We start from the raw sequence: 14,094 nt of genomic DNA on the forward strand, positions 1-14,094 counted from the left end.
AGGGTGAGCAAAGGGCGGCGCATCGATACTCGGTCGATCCGTCGGCGATCATCAGATCGACCACGGTGCGACAATCGGACCGGACTTGCCGAATCGACCGCCGAGTAGGCGTCGCTGACCCCGATCATCTGTGTCCGAGCGGTGTGTGGACAGACGAGCCACGCTCGTCCGCGCGGGCGCGGAGTCGTATTCGTCGCCGGAAGGTTAGGTTCGGCAGCCCTTATAGACTCGCTCGGTGCCCAGAGACTTCAACCGCCCGAAACGCCCCAGTGTGCGCTTAGCGCACGATTTGGGCAGATTCGGTGACGCACCGGGTCTGATATCGGTGAACGAGACGATCACCTACCGCGACCTGGACGAGCGCATCGACCGGCAGGCGGCCAGACTTGGACGTGGCCGTCGTCTGGTACTGATCGCCGGCACCAACAAGGTCGAGGTCGTCGTCACCTACCTCGCGGCGCTGCGTGCAGGACACCCCGTACTGCTGGCCTCGGACGTCAATCCCGACCATCTCGACGGGCTCATCGACACATATCGGCCCGATGTGGTGGTGCGCACCCTCGACGGCAACACAGTCGTCGAAGAACTCGATCGACAATCCAGACATGAGCTGCACCCTGATCTCGCGTTGCTGCTGAGCACCTCGGGTTCGACCGGATCACCCAAACTCGTCCGTCTCTCGCACGACAACGTGCAGGCCAACGCCGAGTCGATTGCCGAATACCTGGGCATCCGCCCCACCGACCGTGCCGTGACCACGCTACCCATGCACTACTGCTATGGGCTTTCGGTCGTCCACAGCCACCTCCTGCGCGGTGCCGCCTTGATTCTGACCAACTCTTCGGTCACAGATACTCGACTGTGGGACCTTGCGCGCACCCACCGCGCCTCCACCTTCGCGGGTGTGCCGTACACCTTCGATCTGCTCGACCGTATCGGGTTCGAACAGCTGAATCTTCACGACCTGCGGTACGTCACGCAGGCCGGCGGAAAGCTGTCGCCCGATCGCGTCCGCACGTATGCCGAGCTGGGCCGACGCCAGGGATGGGACTTGTTCGTCATGTACGGGCAAACGGAGGCGACCGCCCGAATGGCGTATCTGCCACCGGATCTTGCCGCCGCTCATCCGCATTCCATCGGACGGCCGATTCCCGACGGGTCCTTTCGGCTCGATCCGGTCGCGGATGCCCCGGACGGGACGGGTGAGCTCGTCTATTCGGGGCCGAACGTCATGCTCGGCTACGCACACGACCCCGGCGACTTGCGCCTGGGTGACACGCTCGCCGGCGAGCTGCGAACAGGCGACCTGGCCCGGCGAACGGCCGATGGACTGTACGAAGTGGTCGGCCGACGCAGCCGTTTCGCGAAAGTGTTCGGTCTACGTATCGATCTGCACCGCGTCGAGTCCGCGCTCGCACACCTGGGATTGACCGTGTGCTGCACCGACGGCACGGACGAACTCGTCGTCGTCGCGGAGAACGCTGACGTCGCCGACGTGCGACGCTTGACAGCACAGTTCAGCGGCCTTCCCGCAACAGCAGTTCGGGTGTGTGTCGTCGATGAGCTGCCGCGCACCTCCACCGGCAAACCCGATGCGCGAGCGGTCGCGGAATTCGCAGGCAAGCCCGGCCCTGTTCAGCCCACCTCGACGACGACAAAGCCCGAGACCACCGATGTCAAAGCGATGTATGCCGAGGTCCTGCATCACGCAAGGGTCGACGACGACAGCACGTTCGTGAGCTTGGGCGGTGACTCTTTGTCGTATGTGCGGATGTCCATTCGGCTGGAGGAGCTGCTCGGTCACCTCCCGGCGGACTGGCACAACACCCGAGTCGTGGACTTCGTTCAGGCACCGCACCTGCGCCGCGGCTGGCGACGGGTGGAGACCAACGTTGTGCTGCGCGCCCTTGCGATCGTGCTGATCACCGGCTCGCACATACACCTGTTTTCGGTGCTCGGCGGGGCGCACGTGCTTCTCGGAATCGCCGGCTACAACTTCGCCCGCTTCCACCTCGGCGCGGTCGATCGCACCGCCCGCGCACGCAATGCTGTGCGCAGCGTCGCTCGGATCGCCATCCCCAGCATGGTGTGGATCGGGGCCATCATCGCTCTGACCGGGGACTACCGCATCACCAGTGCATTGCTGCTCAACGGAATCTTCGGCCCGGACGGTTGGTCTGTCGAATGGCGATACTGGTTCGTCGAGGCGATTGTGTACATCGTCCTCGTAGCCGCCGCTGTGCTCTATGTTCCGGCGGTCGCACGTCTCGAACGCAGTCACCCGTTCTGGTTTCCTATGGGGTTGGTGGCATTGGGCCTGGTTACCCGTTACGGATTGATCGAGATCGACGACAGCCGCAATCGCATTCTGACCGCGGCGGTTGTCTTCTGGTTGTTCGCCCTCGGCTGGGCCGCCGCCCGGGCGCAGACCGTGTGGCATCGAGTGGGGGTCACCGCGGCAATCGTGCTATCGATTCCCGGGTTCTTCTTCGGCGACATCCAGCGAGAAGTCATCGTGATTGTCGGACTTTGCCTGCTGGTGTGGCTCACATCCGTCCCATGTCCCGCAGTTGTGGGCCGGGTTGCGGGGGTGTTGGCAAGCGCGTCACTCTACATCTACCTGACCCATTTTCAGGTCTATCTACCGCTGCGCGACGACCATCCCTGGACAGCATTCGCCCTGTCGATCGTCGTGGGGGTTGTCTACTGGCAGGCCGCGACCTTCGTGCTCGCCCGTCTACCGTGGAGCGGGACAGGGCCGGGCATTAGGTTTGCCAATCCTCTAAGTACCATGGCGGCGGGGACGACCGGAGGTGGTCCGGTAAATGCGAAGGACGGACGATGAGCAAGCGGATCGAACTGATGGCGGGCCTCGCACTGGCGACCGCGGCACTGTTGACGGTGTCGGGGTGTTCGAGCGCTGAGTCCGACCCGGGCGGGGACAACCGGATCACCGTCTACAACGCCCAACACGAGTCGCTGACGAAAGAATGGGCCGACGCGTTCACCTCGGAGACCGGCATCGAGGTCGACCTGCGCCAAGGGAGCGATACCGAACTCGGCAACCAACTCGTAGCGGAGGGTGACCGATCGCCAGCGGATGTGTTCCTCACGGAGAACTCTCCGGCGATGACGCTCGTCGAGAACGCGGGTCTGTTCACCGACGTCGACCAGGCCGTGCTGGCCCAGGTTCCGAGCCAATACCGCCCGTCGAACGGCAAGTGGACGGGTATCGCCGCCCGCTCGACCGTGTTCGCCTACAACACGGACATGCTGACCCCCGATCAGCTCCCGGCCTCACTCCTGGACCTGCAGGACCCCGCCTGGAAGGACCGCTGGGCAGCATCGCCGTCGGGAGCCGATTTCCAAGCCATCGTCAGTGCGCTGCTCGAGTTGAAAGGCGAGGACGCTACACGCACCTGGTTGGAGGGGATGAAGAACAACGTCCGCGCCTACAACGGTAACGGCACGGTGATGAAAGCCGTCAACGCCGGAGAAATCCCGGGCGGCGTGATCTACCACTACTACTGGTTCGGCGATCAGGCCAAGACCGGAGAGAACAGCAGTAACGTCGCCCTGCACTACTTCAAGAACGAAGACCCCGGCGCATTTGTCAGCGTCTCCGGCGGCGGCGTCCTGCAGTCCAGCGCGAAACAGGATGCAGCGCAGCAGTTCCTGGCGTTCGTCACCGGACCGAAGGGTCAGGAAGTTCTGCGGGACGGGATGTCGTTCGAGTACTCGGTGGGCAGCGAAGTGGCGGCCAACGCGGATCTGGTCCCCTTGACCGAACTGCAGGCCCCGCAGGTGGACCCGGCGAAGCTCAACAGCCCGAAGGTCACCGAGCTCATGACCGAAGCCGGTTTGCTCTGATTCCAACGACGAACGGTCGAGAACAACGGGGGCCGGCCCACACGCTGCGGTGCCCAGCAGGCCGGTCGCGTATGCCCTTGCCTCTGGCTGTCACCGCAGTGATTGTCGTGGCGATCTCGCTCATCCCGCTCGGGTACGTGATCGTGGAGAGCGTGGACACCGGCTGGGCCACCGCGTCGGCGCTGCTGTTCCGATCGCGGGTCCGCGAATTGTTGGCCAACACCGTGATGTTGGTAGTGATCACGGTGCCCATCTGTGTCGCAATCGGCGTCGCGGCTGCTTGGTTGGTCGAGCGCACACGAGTATTCGGAGCGAAGGTGTGGGCGGTATTGCTTGCCGCGCCGCTGGCTGTCCCGGCGTTCGTGAACGGCTACTCGTGGGTGACGGCGATCCCTTCCCTCGGCGGGCTGCGCGGCGGCGTTCTGATCGCAACGCTCTCGTATTTTCCTCTCGTCTACATTCCCGTGGCCGCGACGCTACGCAGGCTCGACCCCGCGGTCGAGGAATCGGCGCGAGGACTCGGAATCGGACCGTGGGCAGTGTTCTTTCGCGTCGTGGTGCCGCAGCTGCGGCTGGCAATCGCCGGCGGCGCGCTTCTGGTCGCGTTGCACCTACTCGCCGAATACGGTGCCTTCGTCTTCATCCGCTTCGACACATTCACTACAGCGATTTTCGAGCAGTATCAATCGACGTTCAACGGAGCGGCGGCGACCATGCTCGCCGGGGTGCTGGTATTGCTGTGCCTCACATTGTTGGTGATCGAAGCGGTTGTGCGTGGCAGTGCCAGGTATGCCCGCATCGGCTCGGGTGCAGCCCGCCCGGCCGTGCCTGCAGAACTCGGTTGGCAGTATTCGCCGATCGCGCTCGTCTTCCTGGGGATGTTGATCGCACTGTCTCTCGGAGTCCCGATCGCCAGTGTTCTGCGGTGGCTTGTCGTCGGCGGCAGCGCGGTGTGGGAGTGGGACGAAATCTCGTCCGCGCTGCTGCAGACGCTCGGGTTCGGAATTGCCGGTGCGGTCATGACGTGTGCACTCGCGTTCCCGGTCGCGTGGATCTCGATTCGCCACCGCGGACGGTTCAGCCGTGTCCTCGAGGGCGGTACCTACATCTCGAGTTCGTTGCCCGGCATCGTGGTTGCGTTGGCGTTCGTCACCGTCGCCATTCGGTACGCAAATCCGCTGTATCAAACAGTTGTCGTCGTGATCGCGGCCTACGCATTGCTCTTCCTGCCACGCGCATTGGTCAACCTGCGGGCGGGGCTCGCGCAGGCGCCCGTCGGGTTGGACGAGGCGGCTCGGTCGCTGGGTCTGTCACCGCTGTCGAGTTTCTTTCGGGTGACTCTCAGATTGGCTGCGCCGGCCACCGCAGCGGGCGGTGCGTTGGTGTTCTTGGGGATCGTGAACGAGTTGACCGCGACATTGCTGCTGGCACCGACCGGAACCCGCACTCTGTCGATGCAGTTCTGGTCGCTGAGCAGCGAGATCGACTACTCGGGGGCTGCTCCGTACGCGTTGATCATGATCGTGCTGTCTCTGCCCATGACCTACGTTCTCTTCTCCCAGTCGAAAAAGGCGGCAGGACTATGACATACGCGGTGGAGGTGGATGGGCTGGACAAGTCGTTCGGTCCTGTGACGGTGCTACGTCGTGTTGAGTTCGCTGTCGATGCCGGGTCGACCACAGCCATCGTCGGACCGTCCGGTTGCGGTAAGACGACGCTGCTGCGTCTGATCGCGGGTTTCGACAAACCCGACGCAGGCACTGTCGCACTGACCGGGAAGGTCGTCGCGGGATCCGGCTGGACGCCTGCGCACCGAAGGTCGGTGGGGTACGTCGCCCAGGACGGGGCACTGTTCCCACACGCCACGGTCGGCGCGAACATCGGGTTCGGCCTGCCACGCCGTGCCCGCACCGTCTCGAAGATCACCGAACTGCTCGAGATGGTGTCGCTGGATTCGTCCTACGCCTCACGTCGACCCGACCAGCTCTCCGGCGGCCAGCAGCAACGGGTCGCGCTCGCGCGGGCGCTGGCGCGTGAACCTGAATTGATGCTGCTCGACGAACCGTTCTCGGCACTCGATGCCGGCTTGCGGGCGAACACTCGACGGATCGTCGCCGACGTCCTCGCCAAGGCTGGGATCACCACCATCCTCGTCACCCACGATCAACCCGAGGCCCTGTCGTTCGCCGACCGGGTTGCGGTGATGAGCTCGGGCAGGCTCGCACAGATCGGTACACCTCGTGAAATCTATTCCCGCCCTGTGGACGTCACCACCGCGGAATTCATCGGTGACGCCGTGATCTTGACGGCCCACATCGAGAACGGCCGTGCCCGCTGCGCCCTCGGCGACGTCGCCGTCGCCCCTTCCCCGAACGCCATCGAAGGTGCAGCCCGAATCATGTTGCGGCCGGAGCAAATCGAGGTGACCACCGACGGCGCGGGTGCATCGGGGGCCGTCGTCGACGTGGAGTACTTCGGGTCGGAGATGCTGCTCGGGATCCGCCTCGACACCGCGGACACCGCTATGGCCCAGCGGGTCACCGTGCGCCGCTTCGGCGCCACGGCTCTGACGCCCGGCGACAGGGTCGCCATCCGCGTCATCGGCGACGCCGTAGTGTACGACCTGTGAGAGAGCTACTCAGTGTGAGGCAGCCTCTCGCGTCCTGCTCGATCATGCGATCGATGCCGAACAATGTGCGTAGTTAGTGGGCAGACTTGCACCATCCAGACTGAGGCAACGCCCCGGAGGCAATCACGTCTCGACCCCAAGCATGGAACGGGCCGGCCGGCATCGACTGTCACCGCCGTCTACGATCCGCACGCGGGTTGATGTCTTGAAGGTGGTGGGCGGCTTCGTCGTCATCCAAACTGGGGGCATCGATTGCGTTGCTTGCAAATCTGGTGGCCCGCACTAAGTCTTCTTTCTTTCGAGGACGGACTCCCCCTGAGCGGCGGAAGAACCCACTGATTCCGATTTCCCACGCACACCACCACCATCGCGAGCGGTAATCGGTCCTGGAACACAGAGGCAAGCAGGAGACGTTCACCCGCGCACAATCAGACGACGGTTAGATGGATCAGTGCAATGCTGAGTGCGACGACGATTCCCGCGATGAACCGGGCTGCATATCGAGTGATCCGGTAATTTGACATCGCTGCCCATCAACATGCGGTCAGAGGTGAACCGCACCAACGGAATCAGCGCGATCGGAATACCGAAGGACAACACGACCTGCGAGACGACGAGAGCGCGACTGGGGTCAACCCCAGCGGCGAGGATCGCCAGTGCCGGAACCAGCCGCCGCACACGATCGGGATGCGCTTGCGTGGACGGTGCACGCCTGCTTTTCGTGTGTGTCGCTGCAGGAGCGATCGTGACCATCGACGCACTGACCAGTCTCGACATCCCCTTCGTGTTGGTACTTCTCACCGCGCTTGCCGCTGTCGGCACTGACCCTCAGGAAACGTCGCCGAACCATCAACGCAGACATCGATGCAGTGGATCGGAAGCGCACCGCGAGACGAGGTCCAGCGACACGACCACCCCGTACCAAGAGACCGTGAAGCCCGCGTGCGAACTTTCGACACAGACCCGGTCGTCGTTCGGTGCAATGTTCGCTGACTCACTCACAACAGGGGTCGCTCCTGCGGGGTGACACCTGGGATCGTCGCGCGCTGAAGACTATTGCTCGCACTCCGGCATTTCCGCATCTAAGAACTCGAGAAGTTCCCTGAGCAGTCGGTCTGCGCGGTTTTCGACATCGGCAAGAACCGAATCGACGTCGTCGAGGAGCGCGTGGGAGTGCCTTCGTGCGAGTGTGCCGCGTTCGTAGTAACCAGGGTCGAGCGAGACCGCCGATGCAGGCTCGAGCGTAAAGACACGCTTTGGGTTCGTCTCTCGGACGGGGGGCGGTATGTGCGTGGGAGCGCGTCCCCCGAGGTGTGCTCGAACGATATCGGCTATTCCCCGGGAGGTGAGAGGGGTTGCGACCAGCGGGGTATGGCCCCACCGGTCGATCGTGGTCAACAACGGCCGTTCGCTGCCTGGGTCGAGATGAGTAACGGAGTCGGCGAGTTCGGTTCCGTCGACGTGCTCGATGGCGTCGGCGAGCATGCGTGTGCTGGGGTGCCGCTCGCCGTGGGCCAGGACCTCGTACCAGCGCCTGTACACCTTTCTCGGTGATGCGCCCGCCCTCACGAGCTCCAACGAAGTGACGGCATGTACACCGGTGCCCGTTTCGATTGTGAGGGCATCGAATTCGGGTTCGACGGCGACATCTCTTATTCGCAGTGCCGCGATCTCGGTGTATGGCAGCCCGGCCGCGGCAAGAGTGAGGACCAGTGCATCTCGGCGAGCGAACAACGCCGCCGGCCACCCTGTTCCGGGGAGGCGCGTGACGATGCCGCCGATCCGAGTTGCGGTGTCGCGCAAACGCGCTGCACGCAGCGCGTCCAGAGCCGCTCGCACGCTCTGACCGCGACCCGGCGGGGGCAGGGCGCGGTCTCGATGAACAGCGTCGATGACGGCGATGCGACGACGTTGCGTTGCCGGCGCGGCAGGGTTGGCTCGGAGGAACCGAACGAACAACTCCGGTGAGACCGGCAACGCCGACTGATCATGAGCGGTGCACCAGTCCGCGAACAGCGACCACGTGTGTCGACCCCGTTCCGGGACAGTGTCGTTCGATACTGGAGTTGTTCGGACAAGGTCGGTGTTGTCGCCGCTCGTCGAGGTGTCGGTGCCGTGCATGAGGGTCACAAGCCGAGATCGTTCACGGCGTTGCCGACCAGAGGCGCGTTCTCGCGGGCATAGATTTCGACCATTCCCGGGCTTCTGTGTCCGGTCTGTCGCATGATCGCGTGTGCGTCGGCACCGTTACGGAACGCTTGAGTGACGAATCCGGCACGCAGTGAATGTCCGCCCAGCTGGGCGAGAAGGTCTGCGTCGTAGCCGGCGCGGCCGGCGCGGCGGCGGATCGCGGCGTGCACTGCCGCACCCGACAGTGCGGTCTGGGATAGGTTGCCGTTCTTGCGGATCGACCGGAACAGCGCCGACCGCGTGTCAGCGGTGGGCAGGGTGCTGTGGCAGAGATGGGAGTCGAACTTCGCTGCGCGGGAAAGCAAACGAATGATCGCGGTTCTGCCACCGGTATCGAATGCAGCAACGATCTGCAGCCAGCGAACCCACGCGCAGACCGGGCATGATTCGTGCCGGTCGGTGAACGGCAGCGCCTTCACCGTTCCGGTTCCGTCCTGGTCGGTCTTCGAGTGCCGCAGGCGGACATGCGCACCGTCGAGGCGATCGCGGCGCACATCACGACATTCGAGGTCCACGAGTTCGCTGCGCCGAAATGCCCCGGAGTACCCCATCAGCAGTAGTGCGGTGTCGCGGCGTTCGAGCACTTCACTGGCCCAGCCGGTGACACCGGCACGTGCTACGTCAACGATGGCAGTGATATCGGACGTCAGGAGTGGGGCGCGGGGATTGCGGGGGCGCTCCCCCGCGGCGGCGTAGTCTCGGCGGATACCGGCGAGGGTGGCGCGCACCATCTCGTGGCCACACGGGGTGTCGTGGCCGAGCCCGCGGTGACGGTCGGTGATCGCAGCGACCCATTTGCCGAAGGTCGACGGTGCATACGCCCGGACTCCGTCGACGGTCAGCGAGTCCGCCGCGTCAACGAGATACGCAGCCACGGTCGCAGGGTGCGCCGGCAACGAGATGTGCCCGGCGGCAGTGCACCAGGTCTCGAATCGCCGCCACGCCGAATCGTAGGCGCGGCGGGTTGCGGCAGACCGCGCCGACGCCATCGACCGTTCGATACGCGCAGCCACCTCGGCCGACAGGTCCGGAAACACCACCGCACCACTCACCAGGGCAACTGAATCTGCGTCCAGGACCTCACCGAGCTGCCGTTCTGCCATGGCAAGAACTGTAGTGCGCACCTCCGACAGGCTTTTTGATTTCAAAACACGCTCACCTGGTGTTTCGCCGGGGATGGTGCGGGAAAATGGGCGTACGACGGCCTGCAGTACCACTTCTCGGTGCTCTGAGCGTCGGTTGAGGAGCAGAAGTTTGCTCCGTACACGGCCGCACCGGTCTGTTCGAATTGCTCGACAGTTGAGTATCCCTGGGACGGGTCGCAAGCGTAGCCGTCGAGGACTTGTCCGGCCACGAGATCAGGTCGTTCCACTGAGCAGTAGCTCTTTGGACGGGAAACCCGTCGAATCTCCTTCACTTTGACACCTACACCGGCAGCTCGTGGCGGGGTCGCAGCCCTACGAGGACCTAGTCGGGGCGTGACACCCGAATAGTTCTCGAGTACGCGGCTCGGAATTATCGGGAACTTCCGGGACCGCTGGCCCGACTACTGCACGAGTAGGACCGGCTGAGCGCCCAGTGCAGCCCGAGGAGAAGGAACCGAAACACGCAGATGTCCACCAGTGAAATCGATCGACCGCCTGCGCCCGGTGACACCCCGCCTTCGGTGACGAAGATCCCGTTGTGGCCACAGATCAGGCCGTTCGTGCTGCGGTTGCACTTTTATGCCGGCATCCTGGTCGGACCGTTTCTGCTGATCGCGGCCGTGACCGGCCTGCTGTACACCATCAGCCCGCAGTTGTCGGACTACGTTCATCGCCACGAACTGACAGTCGATCAGGTCGGCGATCAGCAGCTGCCGCTCAGTGAGCAGGTCGCCGCGGCCCGGGCCGCCCACCCAGAAGGCTCGATCACCGAGGTCCGGCCCCCCATCGACGCCGAGAGCACCCACCCGTGTCGTGCTGGCGGTCGACGACGTTCCCGAGGGGTACGGGCGGACCGTGTTCGTCGACCCTTACACCGCGCAGGTCCGCGGAGAACTGACCACGTTCGGTGAGTGGCTCCCGGTGCGCGCGTGGATCGACGAACTGCACCGCAACCTCCACCTCGGCGATCTGGGCCGTAACTACAGTGAGTTGGCCGCCAGTTGGCTGTGGGTGGTCGCACTCGGCGGGCTCGTGTTGTGGACGCCCGGGTCCGCCAACGCTCGTCCAGTGCCTCCGAAGCCGCCAGAGCTGCTCTGGTGCCGGAGCCGAGGAAGAGGGGCCGCGCCCGCGCGTTGTCGTGGCACGGCACGGTCGGGGTGTGGATCATCGCCGCTCTCCTGCTTCTCTCGGTCACCGGTTTGACGTGGTCACGGTATGCCGGAGAGACCATCGGGGACGTACGTACGGCGCTGTCGTGAACGACACCGTCGGTCGAGACTCATCCTGCCGGAACGGGCGAGAATGCAGGCGGTGATCACCACGGGGGAGACGGTGCGCCGGTCACCGACACCGTGATCGGTGAAGGCGCGGAATCGACGGTGTCGAGGCCGCCGCCCAGGGCGCGGGCCTGCAGGCACCGATGAAGCTCGTTCCTCCCGCCGAAGAGGGACAGGCATGGAAAGTGCAAGAGGCCAAACGTGATTGGCCCACACGCTACGATTCGGTAGCCGTCGATGCCGCGTCGGGCCAGGTGATCGACAAGGTCGAGTTCGCGAACTGGCCGCTCATGGCCAAGATGACCAACTGGACCATCGACGCCCACATGGGCATCCTGTTCGGACTCGTCAACCAGATCCTGTTGGCGCTCACCGCTATCGGTCTGATCGCCGTCATCCTTCGCGGCTACCGGATGTGGTGGCTGCGGTGCCCGACCCGGGCACGAGGAATCAGGTTCGGACCACCTGCCAAACGCGGGGCGCTGCGCCGGATGCCGCCGTGGGCCGCGGTAACCGCGGTAGTGATCGCAGTGATCCTGGGCTGGTACATGCCGTTGTTCGGAATAACACTGGCAGTGTTCGTCGCCGTCGACGTCGCTCTGGGACTACGTCACCACCGTCGATCGCGCGGAACCACACTCGAATCCGCGTCGCTGCCGTCGCGGGAAGAACGAGCCGACGCGGATCGAGCACCGGGTATCGATGCACACAATCGGCAGGACGCGTCGTGATCGCTGATAGTTCGCTGCGGTGGATCACCACAGCACTGTTCGTGTTCGCGGCCGGATACTGCGTGTACCGCATCATCCGCGCCGCGCAGTGGAACGTACGGATCGACCACGGGTTCCACCTCGTGATGTGCGCGGCCATGATTGCGATGGCGTGGCCGTGGGGGCTCGGCGTCCCGCTGTTACCGCAGGGAGTGTTCTTTGCCGCGGCGACGGTGTGGTTCGCGATCTCCGCAGCACGCACGGCACCGGGCACGACCGGTGTCGACGAGCACCCCCACGGACCTGCGATGGGCAGCTATCACGTGTTCATGATGGCTGCGATGGTGTGGATGGTCGCGGTGATGGCCGGGTGGCTTCCCGGCACCGCCGCGCACGATCACACCGCCGACGCCGCCGACGGTGACATGTCCGGAATGGGCGCGCACGCACACACCCCCGACATGGACATGAGCAGTCCTGACCATACGGCCGCGATGAGCGGACCGGGATGGATCTCCGCGGTATCACTCACGCTCACAGTCGTCTTCGCTGTCGCAGCGATCGTGTGGCTCTACCGTCTGTTCGTCGCCGAACAGAGCACTGCTCTCGCACCTGTACATCCTTCGCCTGGATCGCAGGCAGGTAATATCGCCGTCGATGCGCTACCGGCGTCGCGGCCGCAGAGTGTCGCTGCGGCGTGCGAGGTGGCGATGGCAGCCGGAATGGCGATCATGATGGGCGTCGTGTAACACCGATGATCGACCGACGCCACTGCAGTACAGCGACATCGAACGAGGCTATGTGACAACCGATTCACCGCACCATATTTCGCGCACACGCCAGTCGCTGTGTGTGCGTTACGTCCTTGCGATCGCGCTCGTATGCGCGGCCGCGTTGGTCGTTGTCGTCACCGTCCGCTCGGGGGACACCCGACACGCAGCCAGCGGTGACTCGTTCCCTGGCACCTTCACATCGCTTCTGTACGTCCTGCTCCGTTTCACCGTCTCACTCGCCGCCGCGATCACGATGGGCTCATTGGTATACGGGATAGTCTGTACCCGTTTCTGCCGTGTGGGCCGGGTCGGTCCCGACGGATACGCGACCCTGCTCACTGCTGGCCGATCGAGCCTGAGAACCGTCTGACGCTCCCTCGCTCGAGCAGTTCGCGACCTTCTGGCGGTTTGACTTCGTCACCGGCGGCGCGGCAGTCGTCCTGATCGCGCTGTACGGGTGGGCAGTTCTGCGGTTGCGACGGCGCGGAGATCAGTGGCCCCTCGGGCGTACCATCGCCTGGATGACCGGGTGCCTGGCGTTGCTGGTGGCGACGAGTTCAGGTCTCGCTGCATACGGTTCGGCGATGTTCAGCGTCAATATGGGTGCGCACATGACGCTCAACATGTTCGTTCCGGTCCTGCTCGTGCTCGGCGGGCCGGTCACGCTCGCGTTGCGGGCGCTGCCCCCAGCTCGGGAGGACAGGATGCCGGGACCGCGGGAATGGATCGTGTGGGTGGTCCATTCACCACTGATGCGAGTGCTGTCGAACCCCGCCGTCGCGGTCGGGTTGTTCGTCCTCTCCATCTATGCAGTGTATTTCAGCCCGCTGTTCGACGAGCTGGTCCGCTACCACTGGGGACACGAGGTGATGAATATCCACTTCATCGTCACCGGGTACCTCTACTACTGGGTCATCATCGGCATCGACCCCGGACTGCACCGGGTTCAGGCCGCACGAAGGAACGCAGCTGGGATCCACGAGCAACTCGTAACGTTCGATCACCAGGATCAGTGATGCGCGCAGCCCTATGCTTCCTGCAATGCGCATTCCCCCATCCCGCCCCGAAAGATGCTGGTCTATACCGTTGTGTAGGAGATGTCGGTCATGCCGTTCACGGGATGGCACGTACCGCGGCGTCGAGAGCACCGGGTGTGCTCAGGGCGATCGGTTCGCCGTTGAGCAGGACTGTGGGAGTGGCGTTGATGGTCTTGAGCACCGACTGGGTGGAGTCGGCCACCCAGTCGGTGTAGTGGCCGCCGGTGATGCAGTCGCCGGCGGTGTCGGGAACTCCCGCTGCGACAGCGATATCGGTCAGTTGCTCGTCGCTCAGCCCCGAACCGCCTTCGGCGGGCTGCTGCCCGTATACGGCGGCGGATCAGGAGTGTCGCCCGGGGTCCTGCTCGGTCTGGGGTCTGCTCACCGTCGGTGGCGCAGCGAGCCGACAGGGCGAGCACAGGACCAAACCGGGGGCGGACTGCACGACCGCCTCCGATTCGGG

The 14,094-nt window shown here is 64.4% G+C and carries 10 protein-coding genes and 3 pseudogenes; 9 read left to right on the forward strand and 4 right to left on the reverse strand.

Translation table 11 applies throughout. The annotated features are described in order from the left end of the window. Window positions 1–271: 271 nt before the first annotated feature. From MTX35_RS24605 to MTX35_RS24620, 4 genes are all read left to right on the forward strand, one after another. On the forward strand, window positions 272–2,845 hold the full coding sequence (locus tag MTX35_RS24605) for an AMP-binding protein (protein WP_374230353.1): 2,574 nt from the start codon (window positions 272–274) through the stop codon (window positions 2,843–2,845). Next, complete coding sequence (locus tag MTX35_RS24610) at window positions 2,842–3,870, forward strand: iron ABC transporter substrate-binding protein (RefSeq protein ID WP_008720459.1); 1,029 nt, start codon at window positions 2,842–2,844, stop codon at window positions 3,868–3,870. Before MTX35_RS24605 ends, MTX35_RS24610 begins: the two co-directional genes overlap by 4 nt. 71 nt (window positions 3,871–3,941) lie before the next feature. Next, entirely contained in the window at window positions 3,942–5,456 is a 1,515-nt protein-coding gene (locus tag MTX35_RS24615; protein WP_080733225.1) for an iron ABC transporter permease, read from the forward strand. Next, window positions 5,453–6,499 (forward strand): ABC transporter ATP-binding protein, encoded by a 1,047-nt coding sequence (locus tag MTX35_RS24620; RefSeq protein WP_008720455.1) that lies wholly within the window; start codon window positions 5,453–5,455, stop codon window positions 6,497–6,499. The genes MTX35_RS24615 and MTX35_RS24620 overlap by 4 nt, the downstream gene beginning before the upstream one ends. A gap of 428 nt (window positions 6,500–6,927) precedes the next feature. On the opposite strand, the pseudogene MTX35_RS24625 reads toward MTX35_RS24620, so the two are convergent. Together MTX35_RS24625 and MTX35_RS24630 are read right to left on the reverse strand one after the other, a co-directional pair. Then, window positions 6,928–7,276: pseudogene (locus MTX35_RS24625) on the reverse strand (divalent metal cation transporter). Between the two features lie 276 nt (window positions 7,277–7,552). Then, window positions 7,553–8,077: a hypothetical protein gene (locus MTX35_RS24630; protein WP_230593321.1), complete on the reverse strand. Its 525-nt coding sequence runs from the start codon at window positions 8,075–8,077 to the stop codon at window positions 7,553–7,555. 12 nt (window positions 8,078–8,089) lie between these two features. On the opposite strand from MTX35_RS24630, the gene MTX35_RS24635 reads away from it, so the two are divergent. Then, on the forward strand, window positions 8,090–8,467 hold the full coding sequence (locus MTX35_RS24635) for a hypothetical protein (protein WP_230593320.1): 378 nt from the start codon (window positions 8,090–8,092) through the stop codon (window positions 8,465–8,467). A 158-nt stretch (window positions 8,468–8,625) separates the two neighbouring features. Here the strand turns inward: MTX35_RS24635 and MTX35_RS24640 are convergent, their stop codons facing one another. Beyond that, window positions 8,626–9,792 carry a site-specific integrase gene (locus MTX35_RS24640; protein ID WP_008720452.1) on the reverse strand — a complete coding sequence of 389 codons (1,167 nt, stop codon included), beginning with the start codon at window positions 9,790–9,792 and terminating at the stop codon, window positions 8,626–8,628. A 509-nt stretch (window positions 9,793–10,301) separates the two neighbouring features. Here MTX35_RS24640 and MTX35_RS26325 point away from each other — a divergent pair. From MTX35_RS26325 to MTX35_RS24660, 3 genes and pseudogenes are all read left to right on the forward strand, one after another. Beyond that, window positions 10,302–11,734, forward strand: a pseudogene (locus MTX35_RS26325) (PepSY-associated TM helix domain-containing protein); the annotation flags it as partial. Between the two features lie 104 nt (window positions 11,735–11,838). Beyond that, complete coding sequence (locus MTX35_RS24655; RefSeq protein WP_008720441.1) at window positions 11,839–12,570, forward strand: DUF5134 domain-containing protein; 732 nt, start codon at window positions 11,839–11,841, stop codon at window positions 12,568–12,570. Window positions 12,571–12,983: 413 nt separating this feature from the next. Beyond that, window positions 12,984–13,541, forward strand: a pseudogene (locus MTX35_RS24660) (cytochrome c oxidase assembly protein); the annotation flags it as partial. Between the two features lie 166 nt (window positions 13,542–13,707). Here MTX35_RS24660 and MTX35_RS25880 read toward each other — a convergent pair. After that, window positions 13,708–13,833 carry a hypothetical protein gene (locus MTX35_RS25880; RefSeq protein WP_268987753.1) on the reverse strand — a complete coding sequence of 42 codons (126 nt, stop codon included), beginning with the start codon at window positions 13,831–13,833 and terminating at the stop codon, window positions 13,708–13,710. Between the two features lie 12 nt (window positions 13,834–13,845). Between MTX35_RS25880 and MTX35_RS24665 the strand changes: the two genes are divergently transcribed. Then, window positions 13,846–14,094, forward strand: a 249-nt coding sequence (locus MTX35_RS24665) for a hypothetical protein (RefSeq protein ID WP_206511185.1), incomplete at its 3' end; no start/stop codon positions are given.

The sequence above is a fragment of the Rhodococcus sp. ARC_M12 genome (genome assembly GCF_022810385.1).
GTDB lineage: Bacteria > Actinomycetota > Actinomycetes > Mycobacteriales > Mycobacteriaceae > Rhodococcoides > Rhodococcoides navarretei.

Excerpts from the sequence above, each read along its gene's own strand:
- MTX35_RS24640 (WP_008720452.1), bottom strand. The coding sequence starts at position 9,792 with ATGGCAGAACGGCAGCTCGGTGAGGTCCTGGACGCAGATTCAGTTGCC.
- MTX35_RS24635 (WP_230593320.1), top strand. The coding sequence starts at position 8,090 with ATGTACACCGGTGCCCGTTTCGATTGTGAGGGCATCGAATTCGGGTTC.
- MTX35_RS24610 (WP_008720459.1), top strand. The coding sequence starts at position 2,842 with ATGAGCAAGCGGATCGAACTGATGGCGGGCCTCGCACTGGCGACCGCG.
- MTX35_RS24615 (WP_080733225.1), top strand. The coding sequence starts at position 3,942 with ATGCCCTTGCCTCTGGCTGTCACCGCAGTGATTGTCGTGGCGATCTCG.
- MTX35_RS24620 (WP_008720455.1), top strand. The coding sequence starts at position 5,453 with ATGACATACGCGGTGGAGGTGGATGGGCTGGACAAGTCGTTCGGTCCT.